This is a genomic window from Streptosporangium sp. NPDC051022 (assembly GCF_040683035.1).
In the GTDB taxonomy this organism is placed as follows: Bacteria; Actinomycetota; Actinomycetes; order Streptosporangiales; family Streptosporangiaceae; genus Streptosporangium.
In genome coordinates, this window is the sequence record NZ_JBFBCF010000001.1 from 445,596 (window position 1) to 462,620 (window position 17,025).

A 17,025-nucleotide genomic window follows, 5' to 3' on the forward strand; every position below is an offset into this window, starting at 1 on the left:
TTTCTTGCATGGGTAGCCGCCTTAGTGTCGTGATCCATGATGTCTCGTACCTTCCAGCGGTTAGCCATGGCCGGGGCCCTCGCGGGGGCCGGTCTCGTGCTCGCGATGGGGCCGGCCGAGGCGGGCGCCAAGGCCGCTCCCAAGGCTCCCAAGACGGTTCCGGTCCGACTGCTCGCCCTCAACGACTTCCACGGCAACCTCGAGCCGCCGACCGGTTCGTCCGGCCGTATGGTCGACGAGACCGGCACCACCGTCGACGCCGGCGGCGCCGCCTACGTGGCCACCCACCTCAAGCAACTGTCCGACAAGAACACGCTGAAGGTCGCCCAGGGCGACCTGATCGGGGCCAGCCCGCTGCTTTCCGCGGCCTACCACGACGAGCCCTCGGTCGAGTTCCTCGGCAAGGTGGGCGTCACCGCCTCGGCCGTCGGCAACCACGAGTTCGACGAGGGCTACACCGAGCTCAGGCGCATCATGTACGGCGGCTGCCACCCGGTGGACGGCTGCTCGCCCGCCGGCACCTGGAAGGGCGCGAAGTACGACTACCTCGGCGCCAACGTCATCTTCAAGAGGCAGAACGGCACCGCGGCCAAGGCCGAGCAGGAGGCGCTCGCCGCGCTCACCGGCCAGGCCGATGCCGGGAGCACCGGCTCGCTGCGCGCCCTGCTGAAGGACTACGGCATCCCCGCGCTTCCCCCGGTCGCCATCCGCTGGATCAACGGCGTGCCGGTCGGCTTCATCGGCCTGGTCACCCAGACCACCCCGAACATCGTCACCTCGGCGGGCATCAAGGACCTGGAGTTCATCGACGAGGTCAAGGCCGCGAACGTCGCCTCCAGGCTCCTCAAACTGGTCGGCGTCAAGGCCCAGGTCGTGCTGGTGCACGAGGGCGACCAGGTCACCGCGGGCCAGTCGCCGGACGCCTGCAGCGCCCAGCCGGGCGCGGGCACCCGGATCGCCACCCAGGTCGACCCCGAGATCGACATGGTCCTCAGCGGGCACTCCCACCAGGCCTACCTGTGCACGGTGTCCGACCCCAGCGGCGGCAAGCGCCTGTTCAGCCAGGGCGGCTCCTTCGGCCGCGTGATCACCAAGGTCGACTTCCAGGTGGACGTCCGCACCCGTGACGTCGTGCGCTCCTCGGTCGTGGCCGACAACCAGGTCGTGACCCGTACGGTCACCCCGGACCCGGAGATCGCCGCGTTCGTCCAGAGCTGGAAGGACCGCGTGGCGCCGGTGGCGAACAGGCCGATCGGCAAGATCACCGCTGACATCACCAACACCGCGGTCGCGTCCGGTGAGTCCCCTCTGGGCAACCTCATCGCCGACGGCCAGCTCGCCGCGACCAAGACGGGGGGCAACGCCCAGATCGCGCTGATGAACCCGGGCGGCGTCCGGGCGAGCCTCACCTACGCGGGCTCGCCGGCGGGTGAGGGCGACGGGGTGGTGACCTACGGCGAGGCCTTCACGGTGCAGCCGTTCAACAACCTCATGCAGGTGGTCACCCTCACCGGCGCGCAGCTCAAGACCATCCTGGAGCAGCAGTTCACCGGTGGCCCCAACGCCCAGGCCTTCACCAAGATCCTGCAGCCGTCGTCGAACCTCACCTACACCTACAGCAAGGGCGCGGCGTGGGGCTCGAAGGTCTCCGACATCAAGATCGACGGTGTCGCCGTGACGGACACCCAGAGCATCCGGGTCGCCGCGAACAACTTCCTCGTCGGCGGCGGTGACGCGTTCCTGGGGTTCAAGGACGGTACGGACCTGTGGAGCGGCCCGCTGGACATCGACGCCTTCGCCGCCTATCTCACCGCGAACCCGTCGATCACGCCTCCGGTTCCCAGCCACATCACCGTCGTTTCCTGACCTCCCTGACCTCCCTGACCTCCCTGACCTCGCGGCCTGTGACAGGTTCGGGCCGGGTGGTCTGTGACGGGGGTCGAGAAGGCTCGGAGCGTCGTTCCGAGGGATCGCCCCCGGTTCACGTGGTTCGTGTTTCGCACGGGCCGGTTCACTCGCTCGTGTAGAGGGGGAGGGGCCGCCGGATCGCATCCGGCGGGCCTTCCCCCTTTCCCTCTTTCCCTGACGGGGCTCCCTCTTTCCCTGACGGGGCGGGGGCGGGAGAGGCGGTACCGCCCGGCGTCGGAGGCCTCGGGCACCACAACCTGTCGTTACAGTAAGTGTTTAAATGATTACTCTTCGAACATGATGGGGCGCGTCCTGCGGCGAGCGGGACGGAGGAGACCGCCAGGAGCCTTCCCGGGCCCCTGCGTCACCGAACCGTGCGGGCTCGCCGAGCAGAGTCCTGTCCCCAAGGAGCAGTGTGAAGAGAATCCTCCTCGTTCCCGTCATGACGGCCGGGATCATCGCGATCACCACCGGTGCCGCCTACGCCTCGCAGTACATCGCCTATGAGGGCCCTGGTTTCACCGGCAGGTCCGTCCTCATCGAGGCGTGCGGACCGTCCAACATCCCCTTCCACGGGTCCTACAAGTGGTACGGCGACGGCCAGGCCGGACGCATGTACGAGCAGCCCAACGCGCAGGGGCGGATGCACTTCAGGCTTCCCGCCAGAGACGGTGCGGAGCAGAGGACGCCTGTCGGCTGGCAGAGCATCTTCATCGAGTGCTGATCCCGGCTCGCGGGGACGGCCCCGGGTAGACGTGCCGGGGTCGTCGTGGGCGTGGCAGCGAGAGGTGTCCGCCGGGCGTCACCTGGCGGGCGCCTCCGCGGTGTGGCCCGGCGGTCCGGGGAGTTCGGTCCGTTTTCGCGGTGGGCCTCGGGTGGGCCTCAGATGGGCCTCGGGTGGGCCTCAGTGGCGGGCGGGCTCGCGCTCCTCCGCGGACTCGTTGCCGCGCTCGGGGACGAAGCGGTAGCCGACGTTGCGCACGGTTCCGATCAGCGATTCGTACTCGGCGCCGAGCTTGGCGCGCAGCCGCCGGACGTGGACGTCGACGGTCCTGGTGCCGCCGAAGTAGTCGTAGCCCCAGACCTCCTGCAGGAGCTGGGCGCGGGTGAAGACCCGCCCGGGGTGCTGCGCCAGGTATTTCAGGAGTTCGAACTCCTTGAAGGTCAGATCCAGTGCCCGGCCGCGGAGCCGGGCGGTGTAGGTGGCCTCGTCGATCGCCAGGTCGCCGCTGCGGATCTCGTCGGGGGCCTCCTCGGCCGCGGACAGGTTCAGCCGGCCGACGGCCAGCCGCAGCCGGGCCTCGACCTCCGCGGGACCCGCCCTGTCGAGGATGACGTCGTCGGCACCCCACTCGGCGGTCATCGCGGCCAGGCCGCCCTCGGTGACGATCACCAGGAGCGGGCAGGTGATGCCCGTGGTCCGCAGCAGTCTGCACAGGCTCTTGGCGTGAACCAGCTCACGGCGGGCGTCGACCAGGACGGCGTCGGCGGGTGGGGTGTCGATCAGCGCGGACGCCTCGGCGGGCGCGACCCGGATCGAGTGCAGCAGCAGCCCCAACGCTGGAAGCACCTCGGTAGAGGGCTCAAGGGCGTTGGTGAGCAGCAGGAGATTGCTCACGATGCCTCCTTTCCGCGTCTTACCGGCAAGGGCCGTACAAACACGTAAGGACCCGGGGGCTACGTCGCCCAGGTCCCGTAATACGTGAGGATAACCCACGGGGGCGAAGCGTCCGCTGGGTGTCCACCTGGTGAACATCGCTTCCAGCGTGGATTCACTGTAACGGTACGGTGACCGAGAGTGTGTGTTGGGGGTCGATTAACAGATGGCGAAGGGCATGATCCGCTACTGGGCGGCGGCGAAGGAGGCCGCGGGCGTCGCCGAGGAGCCGTTCGAGGCGTCGACGCTGGCCGAGCTGATGACGAACGTCACACTGGGGCGCGCGGAGCTGGCCCGCGTGGTCCGGCGGTCGTCCTTCCTGGTCGACGGGCATCCCGTGGGCAGGCGGGCACATGAGACGGTCGTGCTCGCCGACGGGGTGACGGTCGAGGTGCTTCCGCCGTTCGCGGGAGGGTGATCGGCCGGCCCGCAGGCCCGCCGGTCCGGGAAGAGACGAGGCGATCTGCTCGTCTGTGCGGCGTTTTGGGCAGGATTGCCAGGGGATGTGGTGGATGGCACGCTGGCCGCACCGGCGCAATGAACAGGGAGTCAGATGCGTAGGCTGGTCGCTTTCCTGGTTTTGCTGCTTGTCTTCCTGGCGATTGTGGACAGGGTGGCCGTCACAGGGGTGCAGAAGGAGATCGCCACCCAGGCGACCGCACAGTACGACCTCGAGACCCCGCCCGAGGTGACCATTCTCGGCATCCCGTTCCTGACCCAGGCGATCGCCGGGCGATACGACGAGGTCAAGGTGGCCGCTGGGCCGATGAGCCTGAACGGCGTGCGCCTGTCCGGCGTCGACTTCACCCTGTACGGCGTGACCGCCCCGCTCCAGGACCTGCTGTTCCACCAGGAACGGGTGGAGATACGCGCCGAGCGAGTCAAGGGCACCGTGGTCGTCCCGCTGGAGACGCTGAACCGGAGGGCGCCGCACGGGATCAAGGTCGGCGTCGACGGCGACGCGCTCACCGTCAGCGGGGAGATCAACGTGCTGGGACAGAAGGTCCCGGTCAAGGGCGATCTGAAGATCAAGGCGACCGAGGGCGAACTGCGGTTCACCCCGGGGGAGATCACGGTCGGCGGCGGCATCCCGGTGCCCCAGCCGGAGAAGTTCGTGACCTACCGGATCCCGATCAAGAACCTGCCGTTCAACCTGAAGGTCACCGACGTGACGGTCGTGCCGCAGGGGATACGGATCTCCGGCGAGGCGACCGACGTGCCCCTTCGCGGCTGACCGATCCGCGCGACCTCGGCCGGGTCGCTTTGACCGGACGGCTCGGAGCGGGCCATCCTCGATCTGGTCGGCTTCGTCCGGGCGGCCCCGTCCGGCCGTTCCCGGCCGGGGCGACCGGTGACCGAGCCGACCCATGCCTGAACGACCCGCGCCCGTCCCGACCCGGGACCGAACCGATCCGCGACCGAACCGACCCCTGACTGAACCGATCCGCGACCGAACCAACCCGGGACCGAACCGATCCGTGACCGAGCCGACCCGTGACTGAACCGATCCGCCCCGCCGTACGTGGTGAGAATGTGAGCCACGCAGGAACCGCCGACGAGCAGCTCGTCAGAGCGCTTTTCGACGAGCACGGCGGCCCACTCTACGGTTACGTTCTGCGGCTGACGGGTGACCCGGGGAAAGCGGAGGATGTCGTGCAGGAGACGCTGCTGCGAGCGTGGCGGCATCCTGACGCACTCAGCGGGCGACCCATCCGCGCGTGGCTGTTCAAAGTGGCCCGCAACCTCGTCGTCGATCAGCACAGAGCGCGCAAGGCGCGTCCCCCGGAGGTGGGGGACGAGGCGCTCGCCGTCGTGCCCGTGGACGACGAGCTCGAGCGGGCCGTCGAATCCTGGGCCGTCGCGGAGGCGCTGGCCACGCTGCGGTCCGAGCACCGTGAGGTGCTCGCCGAGGTCTATTACCAGGGAAAGTCGGTCAAGGAAGCCGCCGAAGCGCTCGGTATCCCTGCCGGAACGGTGAAGTCGCGCACGTATTACGCGCTTCGGGCGCTCAAGCTGGCGCTGGAGGAGCGGGGGCTCGCGCCATGATGATGACCTGTGATGAGGTGCGCATGTCGCTCGGGGCGTATGTGCTCGGGGCGCTGGAGCCGGAGGAGTGCGTGTTCGTCGAGGCGCACCTCGCCGAATGCGACGACTGCCGCGCGGAGTTCGAGGAGCTGACCGGTGTGGCCGGTTTCCTCGGCCGGGTGTCGGAGGAGGACGTGGCGCAGGTCGCCAGTCCGCCGCACGCGGTGCTCGACAGGCTTCTCAGCGCGCGGGTGAAAAGACGCCGGATCACCCGGGTGCTGCTCTCGCTGGCGGCCTCCTTCTTGGTGGTCGGGCTGGGCGGGACCGTGTGGACGGCCATGCGGCCCGCGCAGGATGCGGGGACGGCGATGTCCGCGCCCGTTTCGGCCGCCTCGGGGGGGAGCGACAGCGGTTACGCGTTCGGGACGTCCCAGGAGGCCCAGGTTCAGGCTCAGAAGAGCGTTCCCTCTCCCGCCTCCTCGGAGAAACCCGAGGCCCGGGCCCTGCAGGACGCTCCCGGCCAGCACAGGACGGTCACCGGGAGGAACCAGAGCATCCACGCCACGGTGACGATGACCGACGGGGGCGGGATGACCACGGTCAAGGTCGTGCTCTCCGGGGTCGCCAAGGGCACGCCCTGCAAGCTGGACGTGATCGGTGCGGCCGGTGACCGGCAGACGGCGGCGAACTGGGTCGTCGACAAGGCCGCCTACGACAGGTCGGGGCCCTTCGTGGGGACCACCACGATCCCGTTCAGGAACATCTCGAGGTTCGAGGTCACCACCGCGGAGGGGCGCGTCCTGGTCGGCGTCTCCGCCGCTCCCCGGGCCACGCCCTGAGGGGAGCCGTCCCGATCCGGTGAGAACGGTTCCCGGTCCGCGCCGTGGCCGGGGACCGCGGGGCGGGAATGGTTCGGAAGGGGGCGGTGTTGCCGTGCTCTGTGACCGGATTGACGGTGGTGTTCGCCACATTGGCGCTGGCCACGCTGGTGGGTGTGATCGTGCGGCGGCGCAACGGCGTGCCGCGTGAGGCGGGGGGCGACGTGGAGCGGCTGACATCCGGTGACCTCGACACCTCCCTGGGAGAGCGGGCCACGCTGGTGCAGTTCTCCAGCGCCTTCTGCCAGCCGTGCCGGGCGACCCGCCGGATCCTGTCGGAGGTGACGGAGATGGTGCCGGGGGTGGCGCACGTGGAGATCGACGCGGAGTCCCGGCTCGACCTCGTCCGTTCGCTGAACATTCTGCGTACCCCGACCGTACTGATCCTTGACCCGTCGGGGCGTGTGGTGAAACGTGCCTCCGGGCAGCCCCGTAAGGCCGATGTCATCGGAGCTCTGGGCCTCGCCATCGGCGAGTGAACGGGGCAGCCTACCGCTCTTTGAGCCATTTAGTCTCATAAATTGGACAGGGATGTGACAGACGATGGGACGTCGGGGTAGTGTCATGGCCATGAACCCGACGACAGAGCTGCTGACGAAGCGGCGCGCGGTTGACTTCTGCCGCGTGACCACCGCGCTCTGTCGCGTTTCCTAAAGGGCGATCTCACGCGGCCTTCGAGTCGCACCGATCTGTACAACCCTTCAGGAGCATCGAGCGATGCATGTTGATCCCCGAGCCCTACGTTTCTCCGCGGCCTTGACGACGGTTGTTCTCGCTCTCGTCCTCGTGACGGGCAGCGTGTTGCTGCTGGCGTTTCAGGCGGTGGTGTTCGCGCTGAGTCTTTTTGGCGCATCGCCGTACGGGATGATATTCAAAGGGATAGTGAAGAGCTCTCCCGCGGAGTTGGAGGACGCGACTCCGCCGCGTTTCGCGCAGGGAGTGGGTCTTTTCTTCGCTCTGATGGGTCTGGTCGGATACGTCACACAGATCATGCCGTTGGCCCTCGGCGCCACCGCCGCGGCACTGTTCGCCGCCTTCCTCAATGCAGCTTTCGGTTTCTGCCTGGGCTGCGAGATGTTCCTGATCATTCGCCGTCTACTGCCCGCCGCAAGATAATCTCCCGGAGGATTCCGATGAGCCGCTCCGCCGTCCTGGTGGACGCTGACTGGGTCGAGGCCAACCTCGACACCGACGGCATCGTCCTCGTCGAGGTCGACGAAGACGCCAGTGCCTACGACAAGGGCCACATCCGTGGCGCCGTGAAGATCGACTGGAGGCAGGACCTCCAGGACCCCGTCCGCCGCGACTTCGTGGACCGTGAGGGCTTCCAGGCGCTGCTGTCCTCTCGGGGCATCGGCAACGACGACACCGTGGTCCTCTACGGTGGCAACAACAACTGGTTCGCCTCGTACGCGTACTGGTACTTCAAGCTCTACGGCCACGAGAACGTCAAGCTCCTCGACGGCGGCCGTAAGAAGTGGGAGCTCGACTCCCGCGAGCTGGTCAAGGACGTCCCCAACCGTCCGGCCACGAACTACCAGGCCAAGGACCAGGACCTGTCCATCCGCTCCTTCCGTGACGACGTCGTCGCCGCGATCGGCAAGCTCAACCTGGTCGACGTGCGCTCGCCCGACGAGTTCACCGGCAAGCTGCTCGCCCCCGCGCACCTTCCGCAGGAGCAGGCCCAGCGCGCCGGCCACGTGCCGACCGCCCGCAACATCCCCTGGTCGAAGGCTGCCAACGACGACGGCACCTTCAAGTCCGACGAGGAGCTGAAGGCCCTCTACGAGGGTGCGGGCGTCGACTTCAGCAAGGCCACCATCGCCTACTGCCGCATCGGCGAGCGCTCGGCCCACTCGTGGTTCGTCCTGCACGAGCTTCTCGACCAGGCCAGCGTCACCAACTACGACGGTTCGTGGACCGAGTACGGCTCGCTCGTGGGCGTGCCGATCGAACTGGGAGAGGCCCGATAATGACTCAGGGATGCGCAGCTCCGGAGCAGACGATTGCCCTTCCGGCCGGGATCGACCTGTCGACCCAGGCCGTCATCCAGGGAGTGGTCTCCGGCGTGGGTACGGCTTACGCCCGCCTGCTCGACCACTCCGGCGAGTTCACCGGCGAGGTGGTGGTGTCCGAGGAGGGCATCTTCCGCTTCTTCGCCGCTCCCGGTGACTGGACTGTCCGCATCATCGCGGGTGGCGGCGTCACCAAGGACATTCCCGCCCAGGCCCGCCTGGGCGAGGTCACGCAGCTCGCCGTGGCTGTCTGACCCGTTCGTCGAAGAGGAGCCGGCATCCCGTCACGGGGTGCCGGCTCCTTTCGTGTGCGCCGCCTCTTCCGGCGTGTTCGTTTCCGCCCGGTGGCGCGCGGGCGGGTCAGGCGCCGACGCGCTCCTCCACCCGGCGGACCGCGCCCGCGTAGGCGGGGTCGGGGGACATGGCCGCGGCCATGCGCAGGTGGGGCAGCGCCTCGCCGTACCGGCTGGACCGTTCGAGGGTCCTGCCGAGCAGGAACCTGGCGTAGTGGTCGCCGGGAGCGTGGTCGACCAGCGACTCCAGCGTCCGCCGCGCCCGGCCGAGCTGTGCCGAGCCGTAGTAGGCGCGGGCGGCGAGCAGGCGAACCGCGGGGTCGTCGCCGTGCTCGTCCAGCAGCGGCCGCAGCATCTCCAGGGCGCCGAGGGGGTCTCGGGCCTCCAGCAGGGACTCGGCGTGACGCAGGCGTTCGACCTCCTCGGGGAGCTCGCGCTCGGGGACGGCCCGCCGTACGAGGTCTCGCAGGATCTCGGGCGGCTGGGCGCCCGAGACGGCGGAGCCGCCGACCACGAAGGTCGGGGAGGTGGCGACGCCGATGGCCTTGCCGCGCAGGAGCTGGTAGCGGACCTCGGCCGTTCCCTCCCCCGAGGCGAGCGCCTCGGCCATGCCGTCCAGGCCGGCGTCGGCGGCGAGGGACACCAGGGTCGCGCGGTCGCCGATGTCGGCCGCCTCGCCGAAGTGGGCGCGCAGGATCCGCTCCACGACGGCGTCCTGCAGGGCCGGGCCGCCCCGCTCGCGGGCGAGGGCGATCACCCGGTGGGCGTCGAACGTGTTCGGCCGCCAGACGGCGCCCCAGCGCGGGCCGACCCCCTCCTCCGCCGCGACCCCCTCCTCCGCCGCGACGCCCGCGACGCGGTCGCGGTTCTCCGCGGGGGTGAGGGTGGGCTGGCAGGCGCGCAGGGCGCCCTCGGCGACCGGGTCGCGCAGCGCCTCGTCCAGGGGCTCCGACTCGGCCGGGGCCATCGGGTCGATCCGGTACGGCCGCCAGACGACCTCCACGTCCTGGCCGAACTCCGCCCTCTCCAGACGCTGCCTGCCGATGTAGGCCCAGGCGCAGACCATGTCGGCCCAGACTTCGATGCGCTTCATGACCGGTGTAACAAACGACACCTGTCGTTTATTCGACAGGTGTCGTTTAGTCTTGCCACGTGCCCGAAGACGATCCGAGAATCCGCCGGACCAGGGAGCGGCTGCGCGCCGCGGTCCTGCTCCTGGCCGGGGAGCGCGACCCCGAGTCGATCACCGTCGCCGAGATAGCCAGGGTGGCCGAGGTCAACCGGGCCACGGTCTACGCCCACTACCGCGACCGCGACGACCTCGTGCTGGACGCGATGGAGAAGGCCGTCGGCGAGCTGGCCGCCCAGGCCGCGCGCTGTCCGTACCGCGAGCCGGGCCCGGTTCCCGCGGCGCTGGTCGCGCTGTTCGAGCACGTCGGCACCCGGGCCCCGCTGTACCGGCGGATGCTCGGCCCGCACGGCAGCGCCCGCTTCTGCGCGCGGCTGCGCGAGGTGCTGGCCGCCGAACTGCGCGTCCCGTTCGCGGCGGGCTCCAGGCCGCCGGGCCACGACGACGTGCCGCCGGAGATCCACGCCCATTACGTGGCGGGCGCGCTGGTCGGGGTCGTGACCTCCTGGCTGGAGGAGCGGCGGCCCCGCCCCGCGGAGGAGATCGCGGCGTTCGTGTGGAGTCTCGTCCGCTCCTGATCGGGCTGCGGCCCGCCGGGGGAGTCGCTAGCATTCGTCGGGTGCCCGGAACGCCTGTTATGTCCCCGTCGTCGCCCGCACCGCGAGCCACGGGCCGGGCGCCGAGCGCGCTCACGGCATACTCCCTGCCCCTGCACGCTCTCAGGATTCTGGGCTCCTGCGGCATCTCGCTGGTGATCTGGTTCTCCGCCGGGCGGGCGATCCGCTCGGTCCTGATGTGGACGGGCACCGAACTGGCGCACGGGGACTCCCGTCAGGCACGGCTCGTCGTCACGATGCTGATCTTCACGCTGGTCGTGCTGAACGAACTCGTCGTCATGATCGGCATGCTGCACTCCGTGCGCGGCGCGCTCCGCGAGATCCAGGTACGGCGGGCCGGGGACGAGGCGGACGAGAGCCTGTTCGGCGCGCTCAACCGGGCCACACTGGTCTTCGCCACGATCTACATGGCCTGGGGCTTCCACACCGAGGACGCCCGGGAGTTCGACTCCCTCGACTTCATGAGAAACGTGGACCAGGACATGAAGGGGGCCTTCGCCGGCATCCAGGGAGAGGCGGGCACCGCGCTCACCGCGCTGGACGTGCGGCTCTCCCTCGCGATCGCCGTGGTGGCCTACGCGCTGAAGACCCTGTTCGGCTGGCTGCACGCCAACGACAAGGTCAAGGGCAGCGGCCTGTTCGCCACCTTCTTCGAGCTGGCCTTCGCCTTCTACAGCATCAACGCGCTGTTCGCCTTCACCTCGGCCAGGTCCGACTGGATCTCCCAGCGGGCCGTGGTGACGACGTTCAACGGCTGGGTCGAGCAGATGGGGCAGGCGCTGCCGTGGTGGGGGACCTTCACGGAGTGGCTGGGCGAGGTCTGGCCCCACGTCGTGGACGCGCTGGTCATCCCCCTCACCTGGCTCACCGTGGCCGCGCTCGTCTACGGCGCGTTCGCCGAGGACACGCGTGCCGTCGTGCGGGGCACCCGGCTGGACGCCGTGGCCGACCGGGTGGAGCAGACCCACTCCCTCACCCGCTCCACCATGACCCGGGCCACGACCGGGTTCCAGGAGCGCTGGGTCCCGCCCGCCAACGCCTTCCGGCTCGCCGCCCGCGGGGGCGCCGCGCTGTTCGGCATGTTCTGCCTGTGTTACGTCGCGGTCCACGTGGGAGGCGAGTACGCGGACCGGGGGGCGAAGTCGCTGATCGGCATTGAGCAGCCGTACTTCTGGCTGGTCATCGGCCCTCCCGTCGACTTCGCCAGAGACCTGGTCGTGGGCGTGCTGACCGTCTGCCTGCTGGCGGCCACGTTCGACATCGCGGCCACCCGCAGCCGTGAGGCCGGGGAGACGGTCACCGCCTGAACAGCAGCACCTGGTCCTGCGGCTCGGTCTTCTCCGTGCCCGCGCGCTTGAACATCTCCTCCACGGTCTCCTCCCGCAGCGGCTGGCGGAGCGTGCTCGGGATGATCCGTACCTGGATCTGGCCCGCGAGCGCCCTGGGCACCAGGCCGATCACGTCGTAGGTGTATCCGATGCCCACCTTGTGGTCCTTGACCTCCAGTGGGAGCCCGTCGTTGAGGATCTCGGCCTGCCACATGCGGCCGTCGGGGTGTTCGAGCTGGATCGTGGGCTTGGCGCGCCGGATCACGCCCTCGGTGTTCAGGGAGGTCCTGGTCACCGTGATCTTCAGCCACTGCTGGTCGGGTTTGATCGGCCGCGTGCCCGGCAGGTTGTCGGTCTGCTCGACCTTGACCTTCCAGGCCACGTTCATGAGCGTCCCGGTGCCTCCCGGGACCACGGCGTGGATCTGGTAGTCGGGGACGCCGGTCCGGTAGAAGCTGTAGCCGTTCCAGGTGGCGACGCCCACGGCCAGTGCCGCGGCGAGGACCGCGGCGCCGGCCCGCAGCGCCGTACGGCCGCGCGGTCGCGCGGGGGCGCCGCCCTCAGGGGACGCGCCGGTCTCGGGGGAGGCGCCGGTCTCGGGGGAGGCGGCGGGCGGCTCGGGAGACTCGGGGGGTGTGGCGGGAGACCCCGGGGGCGGCGCGGCCGCGTCGTTCCGCGCGGCCGGTGCCCCGGGCACGGGCCCGAGGGCGTGGGCCGGAGCGGTTCGCTGCAGCGGCGCCGCGGGAACGGCGGGGAAGGGCTGGGTCGACGCGCCCACCGGCTCTCCGGAGGGTCTCGCCCTGGGCGGCCATACCTGCTCGTCGGAGAACGTCCGCCGGGGACCGGGCGTCCACCCCGTGCCCGTGCCGGGCTGCCGGGGCGGGGCGGCGGGGGATTGCCGGGGCGGAGCGGCGGGGGATTGCCGGGGCGGAGCGGCGGGGGGCTGCTGGAACGGGACCCCCGTGGCGAGGCCGGGCTCCTGGGGGCGGGGTGGGGGAGGGGCGGGCGTGTACGGGCCCCCGTGCGCCGCCGGACGGCTTCCGTGCGCGGACGCGCCCTGGTGGCTCTCAGGGGCGCCCCAGGGAGCCGGATGGCCCTGGTGGACGTCCTGGGTGTGAGAGGGCCCCTGAGGGGCCGGGGCGGCGTGGGAGGGGGCAGGGAAGGAGGGAGCCTGCGAAGGGGGCTGGGGAGGTGGAGTGTGCGGAGGACCCTGGGGAGCCGGGATGTGAGGGACGGCCTGGGGAGCCGCCGGGGCGCCGTGGGGAGTGCCGTGAGGAGCAGCCTGGGGAGTGCCGTGAGGGGTGGCGTGGGGAGCGGGGTGGGGGGCGGCGTGTCTGCTGGGACGGGGGGCGGGCGGGGGCGTCGGCCACGATCCGGCGGCGGGCAGGGGAGCCCCCCGATACGGCTCCTGTGGCGCGCTCTGGGACCGGTCCGCCGGGCCGGGAGGCTCTTGCGCGGGGAAACGGCTCTGGTCCTCCGGGGACGGGGTGCCGGTCACTTCTTGCTCGCCAACTGGTAGACGTCCTTCGCGTTCGTGACCAGGCGCTGCGCGGCGGCCTCGTCGAGGTCCAGGTCGACCTCCACCTCGGGCAGGAGCGCCTCTCCGATGAATCCGTTCTGCGGGGCGAGCACAATCCGTGATCCTGCCAGGGCCGTGGCCGGGATCTCGAACACCGCCACGCTCTCAACCCACCAACTCGGCTGGACGTAGAAGTTGGTGATGGTGCGGGAGGCGTCCACCTTGTCGGTCGCGGCGTAGCGCTTGCCGTCCTGGGTCAGCAGCACGGGGGCGCCGAGTTTCTGCGGCGTCCGCGTGGCCGTCGCCGTCACGTCGGCGACCAGGAAGACCCCCGTGGTCTCGGCCCTCTTCGGCGTGCCGCTCAGGTCCGCGGCCTCCACGGTCTTGGCGACGTGGACGGCCTTGACCTCCGCGCCGAAGCGGGAGGCCGAGATCTTCTCGCCCACCTTTCCGGTCCAGGTCAGGTGGGCCGTACGCTGCTCGTCGGTCAGCGCGATGCTCTGCAGGGCCACCGCGGCGACGGCCAGCGCCACTCCCACGGCCAGCACGCCCGCCTTGCGCGCCCGGCTCGGCTGCCTGGGGGCACGCCGCCGGCGTCGTGCGGGCCTCTCCCGCCCGGCCGGGGTCTCGGCGCCGGCCGGGGCACCACCCGGTGCGCCCGCCGCGGTGCCGGGCGTCCCGCCCGTCACTGTGCCCGTCACTGTGTCCGCCGCTGCGCCCGTCACTGTGCCCGTCACTGTGCCCCTCACCGAGTCCGTCCCCGTGCCGGTCACAGGTTTCCCGCCTGCCGTGCGGGGAGGTTTCCCGCCTGCCGTACGGGGAGGGTGACCTGCGCGACCACCTTGGGCGGGGAGTCGGCCTCGTCGCCGTCCTTGACCAGGAGCCAGTCGCGTTTGACGTTCTTGATCGCCCCCGCGGAGAACTCGAACGTCCCGACGTCGTACTGGACCTGTTTCGGCGCGTGTTGCCTGGGCTCCAGTTCGTACCTGAGTACGACGGTGGCCGGCAGGTCCGGATGTAGCTGCCTGCTCGGCACACTCCGGCCGGGTACCGAGACGGTCGGGCCGGACTCGTCGGCGATGGCCGGGGTCATCTTCAGCAGGGAGGCGGCGAAGAAGACGCCGGAGGTCTTCCCGTACCGGGGGAATCCCACGCCGGTGGTCTCGTCGCCCTTGTTGGTGACCTGGAGTTCGACCTCCAGGAAGCGTTTGCCCTCCCCGCCGAACTGATCCGGCTGGAAGACCGTGCGGGATTCGACGAACTTGGTGGTGAACTCGCCCTGATCCAGACTCGCGCCGGGGCCGAGTTGTTTGGGAGGCTCTTGAGGGGCCTCGCTGAACCCGCCGAAGGCGGCGGTGATCCCCAGACCGGTGGCCGCCACCAGAGCGGCTATCGGGACCGCGACCGGGCGCCGTCGCGTGCTTTCGCCACCGGGGGGAGACGTCATGACAAAGGATGGTAATCGCTTACCTTCATCCCATCCGACTCATTCATCCCTTAAGTGGCGGTGAACATGGGGAAAATACAGCAGATTGGCGGGAACGCTGCCCGAATCGGAGGTCCAACTCTTACGCTGTCTCCGAGGTGGCGAGAGCCCAATGGCGGAGGTTCCGTGGCGGACGTGCATCCCGAGCATGCGCAGCTCCAGGCGGACCGGATCTACCTGGGCTGGCAGTACGCTCTGCTGCACCCGGATCCGGGTCCCGCTCCCAGACGACCGTCCCCGGACGACGACGGCACCGTCGTCGTCGAGCAGGTCGATCCCGAGTGGATCCGCAGGGAGCGGCTCAACGAGCACCTGCTGAACCGCCCGGTGAAGATCTTCAGGACGCTCATGACCGCGCTCGCGGCGCTGATCCTCGTCCTCGGCGCCACCGGGCTGCTGAGCTGGTCGTTCGCCGCCGTCGGGCTGATCGCGGCCGGCGGGGTGGCGGTCTTCTGCACCTACGCGATCCGCCAGGGCGACCGGGCGATCCGGCACCGGATCCGTGAGCGCCAGGCGGTCGGCGACCGGCAGCGGGAGGAGCGGGACAGGGAGATCTTCCACGCCCAGGAGGAGCACGCCGCCCGCTACCGGGAGTGGGCCGAGAAGAAGGAACGCTACGACCGGCAGCTCACCTGGTACGCCGTGACCGTGCCGGACGAGATCGACCGGATCGACGTGGCCGGGGGCACGCTGCCCGGCTGGTCGGCGCTGATCACCCTGCTCGGGGCGACCCGCCTCTACAGCGGCGGCCACCTGACCGTGCTCGACCTGTCGGAGGGCGCGGTCGCCAAGGACCTGATCGAGCTGGCGCGCAGGGGCGGCGACGATCCGCTGGTCTGGGTGCTTCCGGTCGACCTCCCCCGGCTCGACCTGGGGGCGACGCTGGCCCCGGAGGCCTTCGCCGACGTGCTCGCCCACGTGGTGAGCGTCAGCGAGGAGCACCGCACGACCAGGGACCTGTCGTTCGACAACGCGATCCTGGAGCGGGTCCTGGAGGTCCTCGGGGAGAACGCCACGATCAACCAGGTCACCGCGGCCCTGCGGGCCCTGGCCCAGGTCGGCGACCCGCGCGACGACCTCCAGCACGGCCTGATCACCGCGAGCCAGCTCGACCGGCTCGGCACGCTCTTCGGCCGGGGCGTCAGCGACCGGGTGGTGATCGAGCGCGCCTGGGCGCTGGAGTCGCAGCTGCGCAAGCTGGAGACGCTCGGCTCGGAGGCCGTACGGCTGCCGCCCGCCCGCCTGCGGGTGGTGTCCATGGACCGGCAGGCCGGCGTGTTCGGCAACCGCGTCCTGGGCACCTACGTGGCCACCGCGCTCACCCACATCCTGCGCCAGTCGCCCGCCTCCGAGCGGCCGTGGTATCACACGATCATCGTCGCGGGCGCGGACAAGCTCCGCGGCGACGTGCTCGACCGGCTGATGGACGCCTGCGAGACCTCCAGGACCGGTCTGGTGCTGACCTACCGCTCGCTCACCCCGACCGTCAGGGAACGGCTGGGCCGGGGACACGCGGCGGTGACGTTCATGCGGCTCGGCAACGCCGAGGACGCCCGGATCGCCAGCGAGCACGTCGGCACCGAGCACCGCCTGGAACTCGCCCAGCTCACCGAGACGATCAGCGCCGCGGGCGTGGGACTCGACGGCGGCTACGTCTCCACCGTCGGCCAGGCCGACGACGGCGACGACGCCCGGGACGTGAGCCGTACCGACCTCAAGGAGGACATCACCTTCTCCACCGAGTGGGGCCGCCGCGCGACCAAGGCGATGGGCGACACCGAACGGGTCCTGCACCGGTCCCGGGAGTTCCTCGTCGAGCCCCACCAGCTCCAGCAGCTGCCGACCACCTCGGTCATCGTCACCGACGCCACCGACCAGGGCCGCAGGGTCCGCCTCGCCGACGCCAACCCGGCCATCCTGACCTTCCCCAAGACCACGCTGGGGGAGTTCGACGAGATCAGGGAAGCCGTGCTGGAGCGCGCCGGAGATCGCCCCGGAGATCGCGCCGGAGACCGTGCCGGAGACCGTGCCGGAGACCGTGCCGGAGACAGGGAACGGCGCGAGGAGCCGAGTCTTTTCGAGCAGGCGCCGCCCAACCTCGGGCCGCCTCCGGCCAGGCTCGACTGGCGCAGACGCCAATGAAGCGTTCTTGTCTGGTAATGGCCTGGTC

The 17,025-nt window shown here is 70.3% G+C and carries 19 protein-coding genes; 14 read left to right on the forward strand and 5 right to left on the reverse strand.

Annotated features, from left to right (window positions below):
- The first annotated feature begins 36 nt into the window (after nucleotides 1-36).
- Both AB0N02_RS02060 and AB0N02_RS02065 read left to right on the forward strand, forming a co-directional pair.
- Complete coding sequence (locus AB0N02_RS02060) at nucleotides 37-1,866, forward strand: bifunctional metallophosphatase/5'-nucleotidase (RefSeq protein WP_363941537.1); 1,830 nt, start codon at nucleotides 37-39, stop codon at nucleotides 1,864-1,866.
- Nucleotides 1,867-2,323: 457 nt separating this feature from the next.
- On the forward strand, nucleotides 2,324-2,632 hold the full coding sequence (locus tag AB0N02_RS02065) for a MiAMP1 family antimicrobial peptide (protein WP_363941540.1): 309 nt from the start codon (nucleotides 2,324-2,326) through the stop codon (nucleotides 2,630-2,632).
- Between the two features lie 180 nt (nucleotides 2,633-2,812).
- Here AB0N02_RS02065 and AB0N02_RS02070 read toward each other — a convergent pair whose 3' ends face one another.
- Nucleotides 2,813-3,526: a response regulator transcription factor gene (locus AB0N02_RS02070; protein WP_363941543.1), complete on the reverse strand. Its 714-nt coding sequence runs from the start codon at nucleotides 3,524-3,526 to the stop codon at nucleotides 2,813-2,815.
- A gap of 205 nt (nucleotides 3,527-3,731) precedes the next feature.
- Here AB0N02_RS02070 and AB0N02_RS02075 point away from each other — a divergent pair, with 205 nt between their 5' ends.
- From AB0N02_RS02075 to AB0N02_RS02115, 9 genes are all read left to right on the forward strand, one after another.
- Nucleotides 3,732-3,983: a MoaD/ThiS family protein gene (locus AB0N02_RS02075; protein WP_363941545.1), complete on the forward strand. Its 252-nt coding sequence runs from the start codon at nucleotides 3,732-3,734 to the stop codon at nucleotides 3,981-3,983.
- A 135-nt stretch (nucleotides 3,984-4,118) separates the two neighbouring features.
- A complete protein-coding gene (locus tag AB0N02_RS02080) occupies nucleotides 4,119-4,799 on the forward strand; it encodes a DUF2993 domain-containing protein (RefSeq protein WP_363941547.1) in 681 nt (226 codons plus the stop codon).
- A 299-nt stretch (nucleotides 4,800-5,098) separates the two neighbouring features.
- Nucleotides 5,099-5,611: a sigma-70 family RNA polymerase sigma factor gene (locus AB0N02_RS02085; RefSeq protein ID WP_363942486.1), complete on the forward strand. Its 513-nt coding sequence runs from the start codon at nucleotides 5,099-5,101 to the stop codon at nucleotides 5,609-5,611.
- 2 nt (nucleotides 5,612-5,613) lie between these two features.
- A complete protein-coding gene (locus AB0N02_RS02090; RefSeq protein ID WP_363942489.1) occupies nucleotides 5,614-6,429 on the forward strand; it encodes a zf-HC2 domain-containing protein in 816 nt (271 codons plus the stop codon).
- A 179-nt stretch (nucleotides 6,430-6,608) separates the two neighbouring features.
- Complete coding sequence (locus AB0N02_RS02095) at nucleotides 6,609-6,947, forward strand: thioredoxin family protein (RefSeq protein WP_363942492.1); 339 nt, start codon at nucleotides 6,609-6,611, stop codon at nucleotides 6,945-6,947.
- Between the two features lie 91 nt (nucleotides 6,948-7,038).
- Entirely contained in the window at nucleotides 7,039-7,122 is an 84-nt protein-coding gene (locus tag AB0N02_RS02100) for a putative leader peptide (protein WP_362807785.1), read from the forward strand.
- Between the two features lie 63 nt (nucleotides 7,123-7,185).
- Nucleotides 7,186-7,584 (forward strand): DUF4395 domain-containing protein, encoded by a 399-nt coding sequence (locus tag AB0N02_RS02105; RefSeq protein WP_363941550.1) that lies wholly within the window; start codon nucleotides 7,186-7,188, stop codon nucleotides 7,582-7,584.
- Nucleotides 7,585-7,601: 17 nt separating this feature from the next.
- Complete coding sequence (locus tag AB0N02_RS02110; RefSeq protein WP_363941553.1) at nucleotides 7,602-8,441, forward strand: sulfurtransferase; 840 nt, start codon at nucleotides 7,602-7,604, stop codon at nucleotides 8,439-8,441.
- The gene (locus AB0N02_RS02115; RefSeq protein WP_363941556.1) at nucleotides 8,441-8,737 is read left to right on the forward strand and encodes a DUF1416 domain-containing protein; all 297 of its coding nucleotides are present in this window, start codon (nucleotides 8,441-8,443) and stop codon (nucleotides 8,735-8,737) included. The genes AB0N02_RS02110 and AB0N02_RS02115 overlap by 1 nt, the downstream gene beginning before the upstream one ends.
- 106 nt (nucleotides 8,738-8,843) lie before the next feature.
- Here the strand turns inward: AB0N02_RS02115 and AB0N02_RS02120 are convergent, their stop codons facing one another.
- Complete coding sequence (locus tag AB0N02_RS02120; RefSeq protein ID WP_363941559.1) at nucleotides 8,844-9,869, reverse strand: DsbA family oxidoreductase; 1,026 nt, start codon at nucleotides 9,867-9,869, stop codon at nucleotides 8,844-8,846.
- A 59-nt stretch (nucleotides 9,870-9,928) separates the two neighbouring features.
- On the opposite strand from AB0N02_RS02120, the gene AB0N02_RS02125 reads away from it, so the two are divergent.
- Nucleotides 9,929-10,483, forward strand: a complete 555-nt coding sequence (locus AB0N02_RS02125; protein WP_363941561.1) for a TetR/AcrR family transcriptional regulator — start codon at nucleotides 9,929-9,931, stop codon at nucleotides 10,481-10,483.
- A 41-nt stretch (nucleotides 10,484-10,524) separates the two neighbouring features.
- A complete protein-coding gene (locus tag AB0N02_RS02130; protein WP_363941564.1) occupies nucleotides 10,525-11,829 on the forward strand; it encodes a hypothetical protein in 1,305 nt (434 codons plus the stop codon).
- On the opposite strand, the gene AB0N02_RS02135 is transcribed toward AB0N02_RS02130, so the two are convergent.
- The 3 genes from AB0N02_RS02135 to AB0N02_RS02145 all read right to left on the reverse strand — a co-directional run bounded on the left by AB0N02_RS02135 (nucleotide 11,819) and on the right by AB0N02_RS02145 (nucleotide 14,816).
- The gene (locus AB0N02_RS02135; RefSeq protein ID WP_363941567.1) at nucleotides 11,819-12,628 is read right to left on the reverse strand and encodes a hypothetical protein; all 810 of its coding nucleotides are present in this window, start codon (nucleotides 12,626-12,628) and stop codon (nucleotides 11,819-11,821) included. The two genes, AB0N02_RS02130 and AB0N02_RS02135, sit on opposite strands and share 11 nt — an antisense overlap.
- A 716-nt stretch (nucleotides 12,629-13,344) precedes the next feature.
- The gene (locus tag AB0N02_RS02140) at nucleotides 13,345-14,070 is read right to left on the reverse strand and encodes a hypothetical protein (protein WP_363941570.1); all 726 of its coding nucleotides are present in this window, start codon (nucleotides 14,068-14,070) and stop codon (nucleotides 13,345-13,347) included.
- A gap of 68 nt (nucleotides 14,071-14,138) precedes the next feature.
- On the reverse strand, nucleotides 14,139-14,816 hold the full coding sequence (locus tag AB0N02_RS02145; RefSeq protein ID WP_363941571.1) for a hypothetical protein: 678 nt from the start codon (nucleotides 14,814-14,816) through the stop codon (nucleotides 14,139-14,141).
- A 165-nt stretch (nucleotides 14,817-14,981) separates the two neighbouring features.
- Here AB0N02_RS02145 and AB0N02_RS02150 point away from each other — a divergent pair, with 165 nt between their 5' ends.
- Nucleotides 14,982-16,997 (forward strand): hypothetical protein, encoded by a 2,016-nt coding sequence (locus AB0N02_RS02150; RefSeq protein WP_363941574.1) that lies wholly within the window; start codon nucleotides 14,982-14,984, stop codon nucleotides 16,995-16,997.
- The last annotated feature ends 28 nt before the right edge of the window (nucleotides 16,998-17,025 follow it).